The sequence below is a fragment of the Paenibacillus sp. GM1FR genome (genome assembly GCF_002803315.1).
GTDB classification, from domain to species: Bacteria; Bacillota; Bacilli; order Paenibacillales; family Paenibacillaceae; genus Paenibacillus; species Paenibacillus amylolyticus.
Map to the genome: position 1 here is coordinate 104105 of NZ_MKZL01000002.1, position 19530 is coordinate 123634.

Sequence of the window (19530 nt, forward strand, 5' to 3'; positions counted from 1 at the left end):
GACTCTCTGATGCAATAGCCGCTTTTAAGGGCGGTGGGCTTAACAAACAGGGTACCGACTAAATAGACCGCATCCCTTAGCCAGAGGGCGGTCTATTTGTCTTTATTGGACAGCAACGCTACAATCAGCAAACCGAAGGTAAGCATTAGCATAATTGCTTCAAATACTGTCACAAGGCATCACCTCCCTTCCGGGAGATTAGCCGACCGCCCATATAAGCCTTTCCATTGCTCTGTGAGTATACCATATTTTTCTTGGAGCTAATAGATGAACAATAATTCGTTTTTATAAAAGTTTGGGAATGTTAATGACCTCGTACTTTGAGTGCGAGAAGAGCGTTACGGTGGCTAGTATGGAAGTTATTTAGTTGCAAACAGATAAGAAAAACACGCCATTTATAGGCGTGTTTTTTGTTGACAGCTAGTTAATAAGCATATAGCAACATCGAGGCTACATATCGTTCCTTTTAACCATTTCTTTGGCTTGCTGCCTGCCCGCCGAGAGAAAGCTGTCGCTAAGCTCAGGATCACTAACAGAGCGTGCAAGTACAAGCGAACCAACCATTGTACTGAACAGTGCACGACCGCTGGACATATCGATCTCAGCCAGATTGGAGATAAAAGTGATCATCCGCTCCAATTCATGGGTGAACACCTGCCGAACCTCTTCGGACGAACGGGATATTTCGCTGGAAAGGGCGGGGAAAATACAGCTCATTTCTGTTTGGTCGCGGTGATACGGACTCAAATAATAATCGATTACTTTATTGATTTTGGGATTTTGCTCTTGCTGATCAGCCACGTTCTGTAGAAGTGCAATGGTATCACTGATGGCATATTCGCAGGCTTCGGCAACTAATTGTTCCTTGTTGTCAAAGTGTGAATAGAACCCTCCGTGAGTTAATCCAGCTCCCTTCATAATAAACGGGACACTCACCTCCTGGATACCATTGGTGCGAAAAGCTCGAGCCGCACTTTCAACAATCTTACCTCGTACTTTTATCTTATGTCCTTTGGGATAGGGCATGATCATTCACTCCATAGTTTCATCATTATGCTTTTTAAAATATTATAGTCATCATAATAAAGCCTGTCAATTTGGCGACTGAATATCAGTTGATTTAGAAAAGGGCCAAATACGGTTGTTGACGGTCTTAAAATATGATGGTTATAATATATTACGGTCATCATATTTTAAAATGACTTCAAATCGGGAGGTATCAGAATATGAGCAAGCTTGAATCTGTGGATACGTTAGTTATTGGATCAGGTCCAGGGGGATATGTGGCGGCGCTTCGTTCTTCGCAGTTGGGGATGAAGACGGCGATTGTTGAACGTAAACAGCTCGGCGGGGTCTGTACACATGTGGGTTGCATACCATCCAAAGCCTTAATTGCGGAATCGCATCGCTATGATTGGTTCAGACAGTTCAATCAAACTGACTCGGCAGCGACATTTAAGACTGCTCAGGATTTTAAACAGGGGGTTGTGAATAAACAGGCAGGTGGCGTCCACTATTTGTTAAAGACTGCGGGTGTGAACATTCTGGAAGGAGAGGCCCGTCTGGTGGATGAGCACACAGCCATGATCCAGCAAACTGGACAGGAGCAAATCATTTCTTTTAGAAATCTGATACTGGCAACGGGGTCTAGTCCAATTGAGCTGCCAGCATTTCCAGTTGGAGGTCGTATCTTGTCTTCCACAGAAGCACTGTCTTTGGGGGAGGTTCCGAGTAGTCTGATTGTTATCGGCGGAGGTTATATTGGTGTGGAGCTTGGACAGATGTATGCGAAATTCGGAACAAAGGTAACGATTCTTGAGGGTGGCGCACAAGTGTTGCCCGGATTCGAGGCGGAACTTGCAGCCCCTGTAGTCAAACAATTGAAGGCGGATGACATCAACATCGTAACCGGAGCGATTGCCGAAAAGGTGGAGCAGAATGCGGATTCCGTTACACTGCATTATTCAAAAAATCAGGAGCAACAACAAGTTACAGCAGAATATGTACTGGTTACAATCGGCAGGAAACCCAATACAGACGGCCAGTTAGGACTGGAACGCATAGGTGTGCCCGTAACGAACAAAGGACTGGTTGAGACGGATGAACAGTGCAGAACGGTTATCCCGCACATTTATGCCATTGGAGATATTACAGCCGGTCCGGCACTTGCTCACAAGGCATCCTATGAAGCCAAAGTAGCTGCAGAGGCCATTGCGGGTCTCACCTCCAAAGTGGATTACAAGGTGATTCCGCTTGTTGTCTTTTCTGATCCGGAGCTATCCAGTGTTGGAGTAAGTGAGACGGAAGCCAAAACACAGGCCATTCCAGTGGTTATTGGAAAATCTTCTTTTGGAATCAACGGAAGAGCATTGGCGTTAAGGGAAACCGAAGGTTTTGTGAAAATAGTGGCTGACCCGACTTCAGGAATTGTCATTGGCGCGCAAATCGTCGGCGTGGAGGCATCTACACTGATATCGGAGCTCGCACTTGCGATCGAGATGGGAGCAACCGTGGAAGATCTGGCCATGACGATTCACCCTCATCCCACTTTGGGAGAAGTGATCATGGAGGCAGCCGAGAACGCGGTCACCAAAATGAAAAAGCAGAAATAGTCAGCAAATTTAACCATACACGAGGATTGGGAATGGGAGAGATATAAGAATGAAGATAAAAGCAGGTTTGTATATCGGAATTGCGATGGTGCTCATTGTTGGAGGTTCACTTTTGGCTGTTAAAGGAAAGGATGCTGTAAGTCAGGCCGAGAGCCGGAAACAAGGCATACTTGAGGCAGAGCAAACGACATTATTTTATCAGAATAGTCCCGGGACGATTGCAGAGGCGGGTGCGTCTGAAGGTGACTCTGTGAAAGAGGGAGAGGTACTTTTCAAAGTGAAATCAGCTGGGGAGGGAGATAAGGAGGTACTCGCACCGTATGACGGATTGGTTGACCGAGTTAATGTAGAGAAGGGGGATCAAGTCCAAGCAGGAGTCCCGCTAGCAGTTGTGCAAAAGAATACGTATTACACCGACCTTTACATACAGGAAAGTGAAATTCAACAGCTTGAAGTGAATCAAAGCATTGATGTTCATTTCCCTTATTTGGATCAGCCAACGCAGGTGAAGGGGAGCGTTATTTCTATCTCAACTGCTCCTCAGTTTGCGAACTTGCGTATGTCGCGGGAAAAAGGGCAAGCCGATTTAAGTATGTTTCTGGTCCGAATATCGATGGATTCGAATACCGATTTGCTTCCGGGGATGACAGCAGAGGTGAAAATTGATGAAATCACTGATTGACGAATGGAAGTACGTCGCGGACAGTAAGTATATACGGCTAATTTTTATTGGGCCAATGATTGCAGCCCTATTTTTTGGATTAATCTTCTCGCAGAATCAACTTAATAAATCACCAGTTGTGGTTATTGATGAGGATCATAGCGAATATTCACGGCAATTGATCTCCAAGATAAATGCGTCACAATATATGAGCGTCAAAAGCGTATATGCGAGCCGAATGAGTCCTGAAACATTGCTTGCCAACGAGCAGGCTGTAGCGGTCATTATGCTTCCCAATCAGTTGGGATTGCGTCAACAACAAGGGAAATCGACAAATATCGGCATCTTGATGGATAACACGATGCCCTCGGGGTTAACCGGTATTCGCACTGCGATTCAGGAGATCATCCAGACAGAGAATATGACCCTTTCCATGACACGTCTGATCCAAAAGGGGATGGATGCCGAGACAGCTAAAGGAATCGTGTCACCGTTATCCCTTCAGCAACGGATGCTGTTTAATCCAACCTCCAGTTATGTCGGTTTTATGGTGCTTGGATTTGTAAATATCGTAGTATTGATGATTACGACAAGCGCAGCGGGCTCAATTGTACCCCGGCTTCGTCAGGAAGGGAAACTGTTTGTAAACGGAAGGTCACCTTTCCAGCTATGGGTTCGGAGTGTACCTTACACTGTGTTGAGTTCGCTTTCGCTACTTCTATCCTATGGATTATTAAAGCAGGTGGGGGGAATGCGGTTTGAAGCAGAGGCTTATCTTTTTATCATTCCGTTAGTTGTTTATGCTTTTGCCTTGTCACTCATGGGTATGCTGATTGGATACACTGCCAAAGATATGTCGAAAGTAAGCCTACGAACCAGTTTTGTATTGTATCCCTCCTTTTTGGCTACGGGAATTCAATTAACGCCGCTGGCGTTCCCAGAACCGTTCCAAATGTTCGCATGGGCATTACCCATGAACTGGCTTAACCGTCTGATTCGTGGAATGGCGTTTAGGGACGGGGCGCTGACAGCCTACAGTCAGGAGTTGGGGGCATTGCTGATTATTATTGGCGGAGTGTCCTTGTTTATGGGATTACTGTTTCTGCGGGAAACAAGGAAAGTTTCTTCCAGCAGAGCACCCCTGTTGAATACGGATATATTGCCGAGCAGTAATTAATTATTTAAGAATTGTTAAACAACGAAAAAAGACGCACGGGAATCATTCCTGTTGCGTCTTTCTGTTTTCTTTTAAATCTCATTCGTGCTCCCATACGGCGAGCTATTTTCCATATTCAAAAATGGATCGTGATAAAGAGGGAAATACCATAGATTGTTTCTCATTAATCGTCATCATTATATGATATAATTTCTCACTGAGAGTACAGAAATGGAGAGCAAGAACGGCTTGGTCCAGCTACTCCATAGCTGCGCCCATTTGTGACCTACTGCTCAGATGAAAACTTCCAAGGGAGCACTGGCTTTTAGGATATAGAGCTGCACGCAGATAAAATTATATATTGTGGGAGTTGTCTAACGAATCATGAATAAAAAAGAAGTCGCGCATATACGCAAGCAATTTAAACTCGATCACGATCTACTGAATATTTACGATATTCTCAACGTGTATATTACGAAGGAAACGAATGAGGTTTATCACTGGGAGCGTCACCCGTTCGAACTGGTGGACAGAGAGAAGCAGGAGCTGTACATGGGCAATTTCAAAAAATTGCTGACAGGCGATTTGGATCAGAAGTTGTTTGAGTTGAAGTTCCAGGAAGCGGCGGAGGACCCGGCACAGGTATTGCTTCACCAGGCTCTGGTAACAGGTGATCCGGATGAATGGCAGGATCTGATGCTGCTGCTCGTGGATCGAATGTTGGTGGACACGAAGTTTGAGCGGGATATGGTAGCTACGTTCGTGCGTGGACAGTATTATCTGCCAACCAAGGCTAGAAATGAAGCTACGGAAGAGAGTGAGAAGAATGAGGTGTTCGCCCATCCGTTCATTCTGTGCAGCGTGAATTCCACGGAGAAACAGCGGAAGACACTCTTGTTTGATTACGTGGAGAGAGAATTCAAATACAACATTATTGTCGATCCGATTATCAAATTAAGCACGCCAGAGCAAGGGTTCCTGTACCCTAGCGTGACGGACAACTACTCCGATGTGAATCGTGTACTGTATTGTACAGGGAAATCCAATTTCCCGGATCCGCATTTTGTTGAAAATGTATTGAATGGAGAAAGATCCGTTACCGCACTGGAAGAACGGGCGATCTTCGAAGATATCGTCAAGGAAGTGGCTGGTGAACAGTTCGATTCAGCCACCATTGCACATGTATACGAGGAGATCAACCGAGTCATCGAGATTAACGAAGAGTCCCATGAGGAAGAACCTCCAAAGCTGGATTATAAAGATCTGGAACGTGTACTGACCGCAAGCGGTATAGAGGATCTGACAACGGAGAAAGTAGAACGTGCCTTCGAAACCATCGTTGATAACAAGAACTATGAGATGAAGGCAACCAGTGTTATGCCGAAGTTTACGTCCAAGTCCATTAAGATTGAGACCAAGGTTGCTACGATTTCGGTTAGCCCGCAAGACCTGAGATATGTGAAGCAGGTAAATTATCAAGGCAGACGTTGCATCATGATTGAAGTGGACGAAGATGTTGTGATTGAAGGCTTTACCCTTAATACAGAAAAACTTATAAATGAGTAATTGATTCTAGACAATGATGATGTAAAATCATCAGTTATGGACGAATAAACGTCCATTTATTGCAAAAAGCCCAAGCCAAAAGCAACACTGAACTGCTCCTGTCATAGTAGACCGTAGAAGACTACGATGGGAGCAGTTCATTATCGCCAATGCATGGGCTTTTTTGCTGTTTCATGACTGTCGCAGCAGTTGTTTGATATCCGCTGCCGGACTGGAGCCAAGCTCCTCTTTGAGCAATTCCTCCAGCACCAGATACTGTCGCTGTGCTTCGGTTCTTCGTCCAAGCGACAGATACAACAGGATGATCTCGCGATGAATATCTTCCCGAATCGAATCAATCTGGAGGATACGTTCAAAATAATACAGCGCCCGTAACGGCTCGCCTGCCTTCGCGTGATAGTGGGCCGCAGTTTCCATCGTCAGGATGAAATCCAGCTCCAGCTGTCTGGACCACGCAAAAGCCCACTCATAATGCCTTCCTTTCAGAAGTTCACCCGTATACAACGTATCCATCCGCTCGAAGAGCTCGGGGCGATGTGCCGAGGCCTGACGCATCTGCCGGAACAAAGTCTCGAACTCGTACAGATCACAGTTAATCGCTTCCCGGTCGATACGGATACCGTTTCTGTCCTTGAGAATGATCGGCACGTCACTGTTATCACCGATGGCACGCCGCACGTAGTACAGTGTGGAATTGATGTTCGTCCAGGCCTTCTGCGGACTGAGGTCCTTCCACAACGTATCAGCCAAGGCATCGCGGGTGGTTGATTTGGTATACAGCAAGAATGCCAGCAATTCTTCCGTCTTGGGCGTTCTAAGCTTGATGGGACTGTCTGCTCCGGCTCCGCCGAACACGGTGAATTCACCGAACAGACGAACGTTCAGTTTGGGTCCAGGCACCGCTGGTTCAGGTGTTGTCACGGACTTGTGAAGCTTTTCCTGCAACCGTTTGATGCTGCGGTTCAGTCGCTCAGCCGTGACCGGCTTGATGACGTAATCGATGACCTCTTTGTCGAAGGCCTGCACCGCATATTCCTCATAACCGGTCACCAGCACGATTGGAAGCGAAGGATGATGTTTACGCAGTTCACCAATGAGTTGCATACCCGAGATGCGAGGCATCGTAATGTCCAGAAATGCCGCATCGAAGCTATTCTCTGCCGCATATTCACAGGCTTCCTCCGGGTCATGAAACGCACGAGATACCTCGACTTCTCCACTTTCTGTCAAAATACGATTCAGTCGCTTCAGCGACAAATCCTCATCGTCCACGATGATGACTTTCATCTTCATGTTTCATAACCCCCGTTCCCATCTGTGCTTAGACGTTGATTTGGAAGATCAAATGTAATCCGCGTTCCCTCGCCGTCCAGACTTTCCATCTGAAGGTGTCTGCCATACAGCAGGTTCAACCGGCTGGAAATATTCCATAGTCCAACGCCGTTACTGCCGTCCGTGGATTGCCGAATTTCGTCCATCCGTTGCTTGGTTATGCCGATTCCGTTGTCCTCGATGGTGAACCGTGTTTCCGTATCATTCAGATTGCGGATAGACAACATGACCCGACCACCGCGAATGCTGGACATCAGCCCATGCCGAATCGCGTTTTCGATCAGGGGCTGTAACGTGAGCGGTGGAATGTCCATATTCCGGTTCACGTCCGCATCTACATCGATAATGACCTCCAACCTTGAGCCAAAGCGGGCTTGCTCTATGGCTACATATGCCTCGATCATCTCCAGTTCGTTCATCAGGCTAGTTTTTGAGTCCAGATGTTTAAAGTGCACACTCCGCCGTAAGTAACTCGATAATTGCAAAATCAATTGTTCTGCCCGATTCGGCGCATCCACACACAATTCGGCAATGGCGTTCAGGGCGTTATACAGAAAGTGTGGGTTCATCTGAGACCGCAAAAAAGATATTTCCGCATCTCGCGCAGCTTGCACGGATGTTTTCATCCGAGTCAAACCGCCGATCCGTGCCAGCAGTTCCTCCGATTCGAACGGCTTGGATACAAAATCATTGGCGCCTTTCTCCAAGGCCAGCTTCAATTGATGGGCTTTATTACTCGCCGTCAGCATGAGTACAGGTAACTCGGAAGGAGAGAAGCGCTCCCTGATCCGTTCCAGCAATTCGTAACCCGACATGTCAGGCATCATGATATCAGCAATGACGAGATGCACGGCGGGAAGCTGGTCCAGTAGCTCCAGGACCGAGGGTGAGCGTGAAGTGACCGCATAACTGTAACCTTCCAGCTTCAAGAGATTCACTATTGTCTGCAAATTAGCTGAGTCGTCATCCACAACGATGATCCATTCGTCTTTATTCCCTTGTACAATCGTTGGTTCTTCGAACCGGAGTAGCCGATTACCAGGACCTGTAGGAGCGATGGTAAGTGGCATGACGTTGGAACGTTTCTCTCCTTTATTCTCTGCCAGCGGAAAGGTCAGGATGAACGTAGCACCCATGCCGGGTGCTGATTCCGCATGAATGGTTCCGCCATGCAGCTCGACCAGCTTGCGTGTAATGCTTAGTCCTAGACCGGTGCCTCCAGCAACGACTGGCCCCGTATCCGCTTCCTGCTCGAACGGCAGGAAGATATGTTCCAGCTTGTCCGTACCGATACCACGACCGGTATCCACAATGCGTATTTCCGCTTTGCCTTGCACAACCGCAGCTTTGATGCTTACCGTGCCACGTTCCGTGAACTTAACGGCATTGCCGATCAGATTATGCAAAATCTGAATCAGTCGATTGCCGTCTGCATAGATCGGCGGGAAATGCGCCGGGATGCGGTTGATAAGCTCCACCTTTTTCGCGCCAAGCAGGAAGGAGTGCATACGCATGACCGATTCGACAAACGAGTACAGATCGGTCGAAGACCGGTGGAGCGGGATGTCGCCATGTTTCATTTTCGAATAATCCAGCAATTCATCGACCAGATAGGTTAATCGTCTGCCACTTCCCGTCACGATCGCCAGATTGTGCGCTTGCTCATCGGTAAGGGGACCTTCTGCGCCTTTAAGCAGGCTTTCACTGATGTTAACAATCGCGTTCAGCGGTGTTTTGAGCTCATGCGAAGTATTGGACAGGAAGTCGTCCTTCACCTTGTCCAGCAAGAGCAACTGATCTTTGAGAGTGCGGACCGTACGATAGGCCTCGAAGAACCGAAGCACCGCTAGAAACAGCATCAGGATGCTGAACAGGACAATGGAAGCCTGCCCGATGTTCATATTTTCCTTGAGCGAGATCGAGAAGAGATTAATGTCCAGACAATACAGCATGATGCTTAAGAGAGCTGCGTACCACAGAAAAGTAGACAGCCGTTCGCCTTTCTCACTGGTTAGGAACTGTTTTGCACATTGATACAGCAACCAGAGCAACATCAACGTGTACATAACGACGACGTAAGGCGCAGCCAGCCCGTAGATGGAAATAGGCAGGAGCGTGACCATACATAAGTAAGCTCCGAAGATGATCAGGATCAACGCCGTGAGCATACCGGACAGGATGCCTGTTTTGAATCGGTAGAAGTAAAAGGTTAACAGACCCAGACATGCCACAGAGCAGAAATCTTTTAATTTATAGAGTGTGCTAAAGGAGATTTCCGTGCCCGCCATCGATAACACACGTTCGCTGATCATGCCGTTATAGAGTGCATACAGCAGACAGATTAGACCAATCAGCAGCAGGGAGTCGTCCCTGTTTCGGTAGAGTGCAGACCCCAGGTAACTGATGAGGAATATGATCGAAATGGTAGCCAATACAGCAAGCGTGCCGAATTCAACGGCTGTGCTGATTTGATGTTTTTTCAGCATGGCTGCTTGTTCGCCGAAAAAGAGTGGCCCCGGAATGCCAGAGTCCGTGTAATCGTAATTAGCCACCCGGATCAAAATCTCAATGTCACCGCCATGATAGGGGAAAAAGCCAATCTGGGGGGAGTTGCCTGGTCGGTAACCTGCGGATTTTGCCACGGCATGCCCGTCTTCCAGCAGCTTGTTGCCATTGATGTAGATTTCGCTGGCAAAACGGATGTTCATTTTTTTGATCGCCAGTGTTCCTTCAACAGGTGCATTACGCAGCACCAGTCGATACGTGGCGAAGCCGTGGGTTGGCAGTCGTTCACCATCCACTTTAAGTCGATTCCAGGAGCCGGGAACGGTTGCATAAGTGTCGGGTGCTTTCGTTGGACCAGCCTGATTCGATGTTGCAGATTCGTCAGGAAGCAATCGCTCCCAGTAAAATTCCCACTCCCCGTCCAGCTTGATCCGCTCGTCTTGTTCAGGGTCCCAGGCCGAGAGGTCCAGAACACCTTGACGGGCATGAAGCGCAGCAGATTGTGGTTCTCTGATCGTTGACAGCAGCAGTACGGTAATAGCGAGTACAACAGTCAGGACAACACCTGAAATTTTTAATAACACGAAATGCTGCTCCTTTAGAGATTGTTCAATCCTTTGGTAGCTTCGGACAAAATCTCTTGTATTCTATCGGCATTGTAGCGAATATCTCTGGGGGGTGCAATCACATTTCGACAAATTTCCTCATACCCACCCCGTGAATTCCAATATCGACGCTTTTGCAGACTGTGCTTCTGTATGAGCGCCTTTGCGCCAGGCTTTGGGTGATTCTCCCATCAGTTTGGCGAAGCAACGGTTAAAGCTGGAGATGGATCGGAAGCCGACCTGCTCAGAGATGGACAGAACGGAGGCCTCCGTGCTTTTTAATCGCTTGCACGCCTCTTCGACCCGGGTACTATTCAGAAAATCGAGCGGTGTGGTTCCCATAATTTCATGGAACTTGCGGCGAAAATGCGTTGTACTCAGATGACACAGTTCAGCGAGGTAATCGATGGTCACAGGCATCATATAGTTTTTGGTGATAAACTCCAGCACGGGTGAGATGACCAAGTTACCTTGGAGGTCTCGTTCCCGTTCCTGATCCTGAGATGACAAGCGCTCGCTGCTCGCATGAATTCGAAGCAGTTCGATATATAGAGACATCAACAAGCCGTACGCGCTCTCCCGATAGTAGGGGGACTGCTGCTTCATTTCTTCTACTACTGATGTTGCGAGCATGTGAATTTTGGGATGTTGTTCTTTATTCAGGATGCAATTGGTCCCCTGAATCGCCCATAAATTCGGTTCAATGTGAGTTTGTGCTGCTTTGAGCGAATGGCGGAAGAGTTCTTCCGGTGAAAAAAAGATATAAGCCCACAGGCTGGCGTTATTAGGTGAACTGTACGTGGTATGCGGAAGATAGCGGGGAATGAACGTGACATCGCCTGCTCGAAAAGGCACAGATTCTCCCTTAATCTCCATGATTCCTCCATCGGAATAACAGATGCCAATCTCCATGTGGTTATGGAAATGAAGATGCTCACTCTTGATATCGGATATTCTCCAGCGGTCTCCACTGAGTAACAGGACAGGAAAATCAATGGGCAGGCTATAGTGACGATATTCAATGACAGGTTTCTTCGGTTTAGGCATTTTCGAGGACTCCTATGTATAAATGATTGAAATTGCACAGTTTTGTTGTGAATATGCTTAGATTGAGACTATTTTACTGCGTACAATGGAATAAGTAAAGCGTTTACAAAAATGGACGGACACCTCTCAGGGTGCACTTGGGGGCGTGTGCGCAGGGAGAGGGGAATAACAATGCTTCAAGTGAAATATGACAGAGAACAGATTCTGCACGTAATCGAGAACGTTACCAAGAAAACACTGGATATGGATCTGACATGGGATTGGCCCGGTGGAGTGGCTTATTATGGTGTATCCAGAGCCTATCAAACGACAGGCAACCAAGAGATTCTGGACAGGCTGGTGAAATGGGCAGACGAATATATCGAGCTGGGGTTGCCAAGTTGGACGGTAAATACATGTGCTATGGGCCATGTGCTCATCACTTTATATGAAGAAACCGGGGATCAGAAATATTGGGATATTGTCCTCAGCAAAGTCGATTATCTCCAGAATCATGCACTTCGCTTTGGAGACAATGTGCTTCAGCATACGGTATCGGTTTCCAATGATTTTCCGGAACAGGCTTGGGCGGACACCTTGTTTATGGCGGCATTTTTCCTGCTTCGCGTAGGTAGCAAATTAAAAGATGAAGCCATGATCCAGGATGCGCTGAATCAGTATTACTGGCATATCAAATACCTGCAAGATCCGAGCAGCAGTCTGTGGTATCACGGTTATAACAATATCAACAAGGACCACATGTCCGGATTTTATTGGGGCAGAGCGAACGCTTGGGGAGCCTATACCATGTCTCAGGTGAAAGCGCAATTGAACGACTGGTACTTGTATCCGCAATGTATGGATGTAGAGTGTGCCCTTCGTGATCAATTGGCGGCTCTCAAGCTGGTACAGACCGAGAATGGCTTGTGGCGTACGGTTTTGGATGACGAAGAATCGTATGAAGAGGTGTCCGCTTCCGCGGGTATTGCAGCAGCGATGATCAACAACGGCAATCCACTGCATACCAAATACGTGCAAAAGGCACTGGAAGGCATCCTGAACAACATTAGCGAAGATGGACGCGTGCTTGGTGTATCTGGAGGTACCGCGGTGATGAAGGATCGGGATGGCTATCGCAATATTCCAAAAGACTGGATTCAGGGCTGGGGTCAGGGCCTGGCACTCGCTTTTCTGTCCGATATGTTGAGATAGGGAGGGAACCCAATTGTCCAAATTAACCAAAGGCTCCTTTACACTACCGGGAGAATCCGGTTATGAAGCACTGACGCTTGAACTTGCCAACCGCTGGGGTGCCGATGTGATCCGTGACAGTGACGGTACAAAATTGTCCGATGAGATTATCAATGCCGGATACGGCATCTATTCAACCATTTGCATTATTCGGGATCATAATGAGTGGGCATCCCGTAATCTGGATAAACTGCAGCAATGTTTTCTCATTACGAATCCTAAGGTTGCTGTGCAAGATTATGTATCCATCTATCTGATGGAGGACTTCTTTGCTGAACAATTCAGGGTGAATGATTCGAAAGAAGCGTTTAAGTATTGGCAAGTTTATGATCGAACGACTGGGGAAGAGGTGCCTAGAGGACAGTGGAATTATGAAAGGGAATCTGGCAATGTTGTCATTACCGGCGTTGCTCCTTGGCATAAATACACCGTGAGTTTCATGGTTTATCGGATATGGGAAGAGATTTCCATGTACAACCATACGACGAATAACTGGGACAAAGAGCATCTGATGCAGATTGACCCGATCTATACAGACACCCAAACCTATCTACTGGATTGGATGGAAAAGTGGTGCCAAGACCACCCGGAAACAACGGTTGTACGTTTTACGTCCCTATTTTATAACTTCGCCTGGATCTGGGGCAGTGATGAGCGGAATCGCCATCTGTTCTCGGATTGGGGTTCATACGATTTCACGGTAAGTTCGAGAGCGCTGGATCTGTTTGCTCAAAAATATGGGTACTCACTCTCCGCCGAGGACTTTGTAAATGGTGGTAAATATCAGGTCACTCATATGCCTGCGAATCAGCGCAAACTGGGTTGGATGGCATTTATCAATGATTTTGTGATTGAATTCGGTAAAAAGTTAATTGATATTGTACACAAGCATGACAAGCTGGCGTATGTCTTCTATGATGACAGCTGGGTGGGCATGGAGCCGTACAATGACCGCTTTGAGGAGTTTGGATTCGACGGCATGATCAAATGTGTGTTCTCCGGTTATGAGGCAAGAATGTGCTCAGGCGTTAAGGCTGATACCCATGAGATTCGCTTGCATCCCTACCTGTTCCCAGTTGGCTTAGGCGGGCTTCCTACCTTCAAAGAGGGAGGCGACCCTACCCTGGATGCCAAGAAATATTGGATTAATATCCGGCGTGCGCTGCTGCGTGAGTCGATTGACCGGATTGGACTGGGTGGATATTTGCATCTGGTTGAGCCTTACCCGGACTTTGTGGATTATATCGAGAAGATTGCCCATGAATTCAGGGAAATGAAAGAGCTGCATCAAGAGGGAAAACCATATCAGATCAAGACAAAGGTAGCCGTGCTGCATAGCTGGGGCAAGTTAAGATCGTGGACCTTGTCCGGTCATTTTCATGAAACGCATATGCATGATCTGATTCATGTGAATGAGGCATTAGCCGGGTTGCCTGTTGACGTGCAGTTTATTGATTTTGATGATATTTGTCAGGGGGCATTGAAGGATGTAGATGTCGTCATCAATGCCGGCTCTGCAGGTTCAGCATGGAGCGGTGGAGCGCATTGGAGTGACCACAAGTCTGTGGACTTATTGACCCAATGGGTGTATGAGGGTGGTACCTTTATTGGCATTAACCAGCCTTCGGCAATGGATGGGTACGACAGCTATTTTAGAATGGCGCATGTGCTTGGAGTGGATGAGGATACAGGTGCAAGGGTTGTTCATGGAAAATGGTCGTATGAGGTTAATGATGAGTATGGTTTGGTGCCTGAGGGGGCCAGCATACTTCCGAAAAATAACATTTATCTTACTGATGGATCAGCAGCTGTAGTGAATGAAACGGATGGTCGAATCACACTGTCCACACATGCTTTTGGAAAAGGAAAAGGGATCTACCTTCCTTCCTTCGAATTCAGCTGGGAAAATACAAGACTACTTCTGAATTTGATTCGATTTGGGGGCAATGAATTCCATGCAACAAAGTACATCACGGATAACTTGTATACCGAGTGCGCCTACTACCCCGAGAGCAACATATTGGTTGTGATCAATAATAGCAATCAGGTTCAGTCCACGACGATCCATACAGAGCATGGAAAACAGACCGTGGAATTGGAGCCGTATGATACGGTGATCACCAAAATTGGTTTAACAAAATCGGTATCCCCATAGAATAATGACTCGATAGACCGTATTCCTTAACCAGGGAGCGGTCTATTTTAGTTATTAGTTAAAAGAAACTTACTGTATAGTGTTAATACTATTTAGTAGAATATTTAAATAAGGATAGGGATCTTGAGCCCTAATATTTTATTGTTTTCATCTTTTCAAAGGAGAGAGTGCCCTAATGTACAGTTATAAATTGTTGGACAAAATAAGCATGGCAACACTTCACGAGGCGTTTGTGGATGCGTTCTCCGACTACCAGGTTAAAATGGATTTGCCTTTTTGGAAGTTTCAACAGATGCTCCAACGAAGGGGTTATCACCCCGAAATCTCTATGGGAGCCTTTAAGGATGAGAGAATGGTCGGATTTGTTATCAATGGACTTCGAAGCTGGAATGGAAAGGCAACTGCATATGACCTTGGGACAGGCGTTGTAAAAGATTGCAGACGGCAGGGCATTACAAGCAATCTGCTCTTGAATATTCAAAAGCTGTTAAAAGAAAAAAATGTAGAGCAATATTTGCTGGAAGTTATCCAATCCAACGAATCTGCAGTTCAGCTGTACAGTAAACAAAACTTCAAAATTCAAAGGGAATTTTCATGTTTCCAGTTGCAAAAAGATCAATTCATACCGCAAACGACCTGCACGGTGGAATGTGTGGAGAGAATCGATGTAGAGCAGTTTAAGGAATTTTGGGATGTGGAGCCCTCCTGGCAAAATTCAATTGATTCCATCTACGCTGTACCGGAGGCTTTTATCTATGTGGTAGCACGTCAGGATCACAGCATTGTTGGTTATGGCATTATAGATCAAAAAACAGGTGATATTCCCCAGCTTGCAGTGAACCAAAATTACCGGGGCAAAGGTATTGCAAGCAGCATCCTGACAGAGATGGTCCAACGCACAGAATCTCCTAGAATCAGTGTCCTCAATGTGGAGTCTCATCTGAAACCGATGGAAGATTTCCTCCTGGTCAAATCAGGTTTTGCATATCATGTGGGCCAGTACGAAATGCTCTTGAAATTATAACGAGATACCCGTTTCGACTTAAGATCAGATCGGGTTCATACGAAAATATGTGGGGTGTTAGTGTCTGTCTTGTTGGGCCAGTTGAACGGGAGGTTGATTAAAGGCTTCCCGGAAATCCTGGATTGCAGTATCCAACCCATCCTGTACTCGTTATAATAATGTTGATATATGACATGGTTAGAGGAGACAAAGACATAACATGAGCCGAAAGAAATACTGTAAGCGTATTCAGTTTCTGGATGATTGGAGTCTCAAAACCAAGTTGTACATATTGTTCATTTTTTGTGTGCTGGTCCCGGTCCTGGTCACAAATACCGTGTTTTACCAAAGCATCAAAGGTAACATTGAAGAGAAGGAGCATAGCCGATTCAATGAAATGCAGCAAAGGATCAAGTTCAACCTGCGGAACAGTATAGACAATAGCTTGTATGTGTCCAATTTTCTCTATACCGATGGAACGCTGAACCGGTTCATGGAGTTCAAGTATCGCGATCAGGAAGACTATTACTCTGCCTACTATGATATGCTTAGCAACAACAATCTGGTCAGGTACTACTACAGCTACCAGCAGGTGAATCAAATTACGTTTTATGTTGGCAATGATACCTTCGTTAATGGAGGAAACTTCATTAAGCTGGATGATGAGGTGAAGAAAAGTGATTGGTATCAAGCGCTGATGAACACAAGCGACCATATCATGATCTATTCGTATTTTGACAAACAGCAGGCGGAGATGTCGCAAAGTCAGGGAGGACGCAAAGTAAGCATTATTCGTAAGCTGGATTACTTTGGGGAGCAGCAGGTTGAAAAGGTGTTAAAGGTTGATCTGGACTACGCTTTCATCAACAAATCGCTTAAAAATGAGGGAGCCAATGGGAAGGTGTATGTCGTTTCGGATGGCAGGGTCATTTTCTCGAACGATTCAAAAATGAATCAGATGCGCAAGCCATTTAATCTGATTGCAAACAGTTCAATTGATCCTGTTCAATCCATGCAATCGATTCCAGTCGTATCCGAGGATTGGCAGATTGTCGTCAGCACGGAGAAATTGGACGTTCTGTCGGAGATTGTTAATTCCAAGCTTAATTTGACTTTACTAATCATTCTTAATCTGTTGGTGCCGACACTGCTAATTTGGTTGATATCCAGATCACTGGTCATCAGAGTTGATCGGATAGCAGAGCACCTGGATCAAGTGAAGCATGAGAAATTTGAGGTGATATCGGGACCTGTGGGCAAAGACGAGATCGGCAGCCTGACCCATAGTTATAACATGATGGTCATCAAGATCAAGAACCTGATTGAGATTGTGTTTAAGGGCCAGGTGGAGCGGCAAGCCCTTGAGCTCTCCAAAAAGCAGGCGGAGCTGAAAGCCCTTCAGAGTCAGGTGAATCCCCATTTCATGTTCAACACGCTTGAAACGATCCGTATGCGGAGTTTGATCAAGGACGAGCTTGAAACCTCCGATGTCATTCATAAACTGGCACTGCTGTTACGTCAGACGATCAATTGGGGCGATGATCTGATTACAATCGCAGAGGAAATCAATTTTGTAGAGAGTTATCTGAGTATCCAGCAGTATCGCTTTGGTGAAAAGTTGCAATTTGCAATCCGGATCACAGACGAATCCATTGCTGCCATGATGATACCCAAGCTAACCGTTCTCACCTTTGTGGAGAATGCTTGTATCCATGGCATTGAGGGGACTTCGAATGATGGGGTCGTGGAGGTATTATTCGAAATTCGAAGTAATGAACTGTACATTTCCATTCGAGATACCGGAGTCGGTATGGAACAGGACAAGCTGGCCTCGCTCCGCAAAATGATGCAAGACCCGAGTATGGATCGGATGAGCGAGCTTAGCAGCATTGGTATGATGAATGCATATATTCGGCTGCGGATGTATTTTGATGATTTCGTTCAGGTGCACATATTCAGTGAAAAGGGGAAGGGAACAACGATTGGCATTCAAATTCCTCTTATGCAGGCATCTCAAGAATAAGGAGCGAGGATATGATCAACGTGCTGATTGTGGACGATGAGCCATTTATTCGCCAAGGACTTCTATTGTTAATTGATTGGGAGTCTTACGGATTTCAGATTTGCGGTCAGGCCTCCAATGGTATGCAGGCATTGGAGTGCATACGCGCTGTGCAGCCCGATCTGGTGATTTCCGACATTAAGATGCCGGAAATGGACGGAATGCAGCTTGCCAAAACCTTGTACGAGCAATATAACGGTGACATCAAGCTGATTCTTCTAAGTGGATTCTATGAGTTCGGATATGCCAAGCAGGCGATTAAATACCAGGTGGATGACTACATTCTCAAGCCTATTGTGAAGACCGAACTGGTTCAGGTGCTTGAGGAGTTCAGGGTCGCATTTAATGCGCGGACGGAAGAGAAGCGATATCAGCAAAAAAAAGATCGAATTATTATGGCTCAGCATATGCAGTCAATCTTGCTTGGGGTGGCTGAGGAGGATGCTGTTACGAGTCTGCAGCCCCACTATCAAGATGCCGGCATACTGCGTTGCATCCTGATTGAGGCGGAAGCCGGTCCAGAACAGGGAACGGATTGGTGTGCTCGGGTTGAGGCATGGGTGGGCAAGCCCTTGCCGGGACAAATTTTGAAGCCCTTCACAGGTGATAAAAATGCGGTTCTGCTTATGGTTACGGACCTGATGGTGAACCGTGAGGCAGTGACCTTGGAGCAATATTTGACCCGATTACATGCCGATCTGAGCCATGGTCAAGAGGCGGCTATTGCTTGTTATGTCGGGAAGGAAGTACATGAGTTGGAGGCGCTGCACGAGTCTTATCAATCCTGCGGCATAATGAAAAGCTTACGTTTCTTCACCACTTGCAGGCCCATTTATTACTTCGAACTTATGGATACGACCTTATTTGTTAATCGGCCGGGACAGTTCGAAAAACAATTGTTTGATGGGCTAGTCAAGTCTATTGAGGAACAGCAGACGGATGAGTTATACAGTCATGCAAAGGCCATTTTTCAATTTTTTCTGGATGAGAGAATCGAGCCTGGTATGGTCCGCATCCACTTGCATTATTTGGCATACACTTTGCTGGATCTCGTGAATAACGATGCGGTTACTCCAGATTCCGGGCTGATGGAATCGACTTTTCTGAAGGTGAACTACGCGATGTTATCCATGGAGGAAAACATTGATCATTTATGCGAATTCTCGCTCATGTGCGCAGAGAAACTGAAGGAGCAGCAAAAGTCAAATGCGATGGGCGTATTAGCCAAAATTGAGGCCTTCATTCACGAGCATTACAGAGAAAATATCAGCCTGAAATTGCTCGGGGAGCAGTTTTACATGAATAGTGCATATCTGGGTCAGATTTTTAAAAAGCATTTCTCGATCAGCTTCAGTGATTATTTGAATCAATTGCGTATTGAGGAAGCCGCCCGGCTGTTGCGCAGAACAGATCAAAGAGTATACGAAATCGCAACAATGGTGGGATATCGGGATTCCGATTACTTTATTAGCCGGTTCGAGAAACTCATGGGGGAGACTCCTGCACAATATCGTAAAAGTGCCCATGCTGCGTACTCTCTTGATTAACATCCTGCACTCCTTGAAGGAGCGGCGGGATATTTTTTTTCGCAGATGC

The 19530-nt window shown here is 46.4% G+C and carries 14 protein-coding genes; 9 read left to right on the top strand and 5 right to left on the bottom strand.

Annotation, left to right across the window (positions count from 1 at the left end; all coding sequences use genetic code 11):
- Positions 1 to 92 precede the first annotated feature (92 nt).
- Together PAEAM_RS32660 and PAEAM_RS01420 are read right to left on the bottom strand one after the other, a co-directional pair.
- Positions 93 to 173 carry a putative holin-like toxin gene (locus PAEAM_RS32660; protein WP_370739116.1) on the bottom strand — a complete coding sequence of 27 codons (81 nt, stop codon included), beginning with the start codon at positions 171 to 173 and terminating at the stop codon, positions 93 to 95.
- A gap of 277 nt (positions 174 to 450) precedes the next feature.
- Complete coding sequence (locus PAEAM_RS01420; RefSeq protein WP_100526358.1) at positions 451 to 1026, bottom strand: TetR/AcrR family transcriptional regulator; 576 nt, start codon at positions 1024 to 1026, stop codon at positions 451 to 453.
- A gap of 200 nt (positions 1027 to 1226) precedes the next feature.
- Between PAEAM_RS01420 and lpdA the strand changes: the two genes are divergently transcribed.
- The 4 genes from lpdA (at position 1227) to PAEAM_RS01440 (ending at position 5995) form a co-directional block, all read left to right on the top strand.
- On the top strand, positions 1227 to 2612 hold the full coding sequence (gene lpdA / locus PAEAM_RS01425) for a dihydrolipoyl dehydrogenase (protein ID WP_100526359.1): 1386 nt from the start codon (positions 1227 to 1229) through the stop codon (positions 2610 to 2612).
- 49 nt (positions 2613 to 2661) lie between these two features.
- Positions 2662 to 3294 (top strand): biotin/lipoyl-containing protein, encoded by a 633-nt coding sequence (locus tag PAEAM_RS01430; protein WP_100526360.1) that lies wholly within the window; start codon positions 2662 to 2664, stop codon positions 3292 to 3294.
- Complete coding sequence (locus PAEAM_RS01435; protein WP_100526361.1) at positions 3278 to 4450, top strand: ABC transporter permease; 1173 nt, start codon at positions 3278 to 3280, stop codon at positions 4448 to 4450. The genes PAEAM_RS01430 and PAEAM_RS01435 overlap by 17 nt, the downstream gene beginning before the upstream one ends.
- A 363-nt stretch (positions 4451 to 4813) precedes the next feature.
- Positions 4814 to 5995, top strand: a complete 1182-nt coding sequence (locus PAEAM_RS01440) for a DUF4317 domain-containing protein (protein WP_036606014.1) — start codon at positions 4814 to 4816, stop codon at positions 5993 to 5995.
- Between the two features lie 171 nt (positions 5996 to 6166).
- On the opposite strand, the gene PAEAM_RS01445 is transcribed toward PAEAM_RS01440, so the two are convergent.
- From PAEAM_RS01445 to PAEAM_RS01455, 3 genes are all read right to left on the bottom strand, one after another.
- A complete protein-coding gene (locus PAEAM_RS01445; RefSeq protein ID WP_100526362.1) occupies positions 6167 to 7288 on the bottom strand; it encodes a response regulator in 1122 nt (373 codons plus the stop codon).
- The gene (locus PAEAM_RS01450) at positions 7285 to 10416 is read right to left on the bottom strand and encodes an ATP-binding protein (RefSeq protein WP_100526363.1); all 3132 of its coding nucleotides are present in this window, start codon (positions 10414 to 10416) and stop codon (positions 7285 to 7287) included. Before PAEAM_RS01450 ends, PAEAM_RS01445 begins: the two co-directional genes overlap by 4 nt.
- Before the next feature lie 120 nt (positions 10417 to 10536).
- Positions 10537 to 11484: an AraC family transcriptional regulator gene (locus PAEAM_RS01455; RefSeq protein ID WP_100526364.1), complete on the bottom strand. Its 948-nt coding sequence runs from the start codon at positions 11482 to 11484 to the stop codon at positions 10537 to 10539.
- Positions 11485 to 11655: 171 nt separating this feature from the next.
- Here PAEAM_RS01455 and PAEAM_RS01460 point away from each other — a divergent pair, with 171 nt between their 5' ends.
- From PAEAM_RS01460 to PAEAM_RS01480, 5 genes are all read left to right on the top strand, one after another.
- Positions 11656 to 12675: a glycoside hydrolase family 88/105 protein gene (locus tag PAEAM_RS01460; protein ID WP_100526365.1), complete on the top strand. Its 1020-nt coding sequence runs from the start codon at positions 11656 to 11658 to the stop codon at positions 12673 to 12675.
- 13 nt (positions 12676 to 12688) lie between these two features.
- Positions 12689 to 14869: a 1,3-beta-galactosyl-N-acetylhexosamine phosphorylase gene (gene gnpA, locus PAEAM_RS01465; RefSeq protein WP_100526366.1), complete on the top strand. Its 2181-nt coding sequence runs from the start codon at positions 12689 to 12691 to the stop codon at positions 14867 to 14869.
- Between the two features lie 175 nt (positions 14870 to 15044).
- On the top strand, positions 15045 to 15893 hold the full coding sequence (locus PAEAM_RS01470) for a GNAT family N-acetyltransferase (RefSeq protein ID WP_100526367.1): 849 nt from the start codon (positions 15045 to 15047) through the stop codon (positions 15891 to 15893).
- A 199-nt stretch (positions 15894 to 16092) separates the two neighbouring features.
- Complete coding sequence (locus PAEAM_RS01475; protein WP_100526368.1) at positions 16093 to 17895, top strand: cache domain-containing sensor histidine kinase; 1803 nt, start codon at positions 16093 to 16095, stop codon at positions 17893 to 17895.
- Between the two features lie 11 nt (positions 17896 to 17906).
- Entirely contained in the window at positions 17907 to 19481 is a 1575-nt protein-coding gene (locus PAEAM_RS01480; protein ID WP_100526369.1) for a response regulator, read from the top strand.
- Positions 19482 to 19530 lie beyond the last annotated feature (49 nt).

Coding starts and splice junctions, on each gene's coding strand:
- PAEAM_RS01420 (WP_100526358.1), bottom strand. CDS start 1,026: ATGCCCTATCCCAAAGGACATAAGATAAAAGTACGAGGTAAGATTGTT.
- lpdA (WP_100526359.1), top strand. CDS start 1,227: ATGAGCAAGCTTGAATCTGTGGATACGTTAGTTATTGGATCAGGTCCA.
- PAEAM_RS01430 (WP_100526360.1), top strand. CDS start 2,662: ATGAAGATAAAAGCAGGTTTGTATATCGGAATTGCGATGGTGCTCATT.
- PAEAM_RS01435 (WP_100526361.1), top strand. CDS start 3,278: ATGAAATCACTGATTGACGAATGGAAGTACGTCGCGGACAGTAAGTAT.
- PAEAM_RS01440 (WP_036606014.1), top strand. CDS start 4,814: ATGAATAAAAAAGAAGTCGCGCATATACGCAAGCAATTTAAACTCGAT.
- PAEAM_RS01445 (WP_100526362.1), bottom strand. CDS start 7,288: ATGAAGATGAAAGTCATCATCGTGGACGATGAGGATTTGTCGCTGAAG.
- PAEAM_RS01455 (WP_100526364.1), bottom strand. CDS start 11,484: ATGCCTAAACCGAAGAAACCTGTCATTGAATATCGTCACTATAGCCTG.
- PAEAM_RS01460 (WP_100526365.1), top strand. CDS start 11,656: ATGCTTCAAGTGAAATATGACAGAGAACAGATTCTGCACGTAATCGAG.
- PAEAM_RS01470 (WP_100526367.1), top strand. CDS start 15,045: ATGTACAGTTATAAATTGTTGGACAAAATAAGCATGGCAACACTTCAC.
- PAEAM_RS01475 (WP_100526368.1), top strand. CDS start 16,093: ATGAGCCGAAAGAAATACTGTAAGCGTATTCAGTTTCTGGATGATTGG.
- PAEAM_RS01480 (WP_100526369.1), top strand. CDS start 17,907: ATGATCAACGTGCTGATTGTGGACGATGAGCCATTTATTCGCCAAGGA.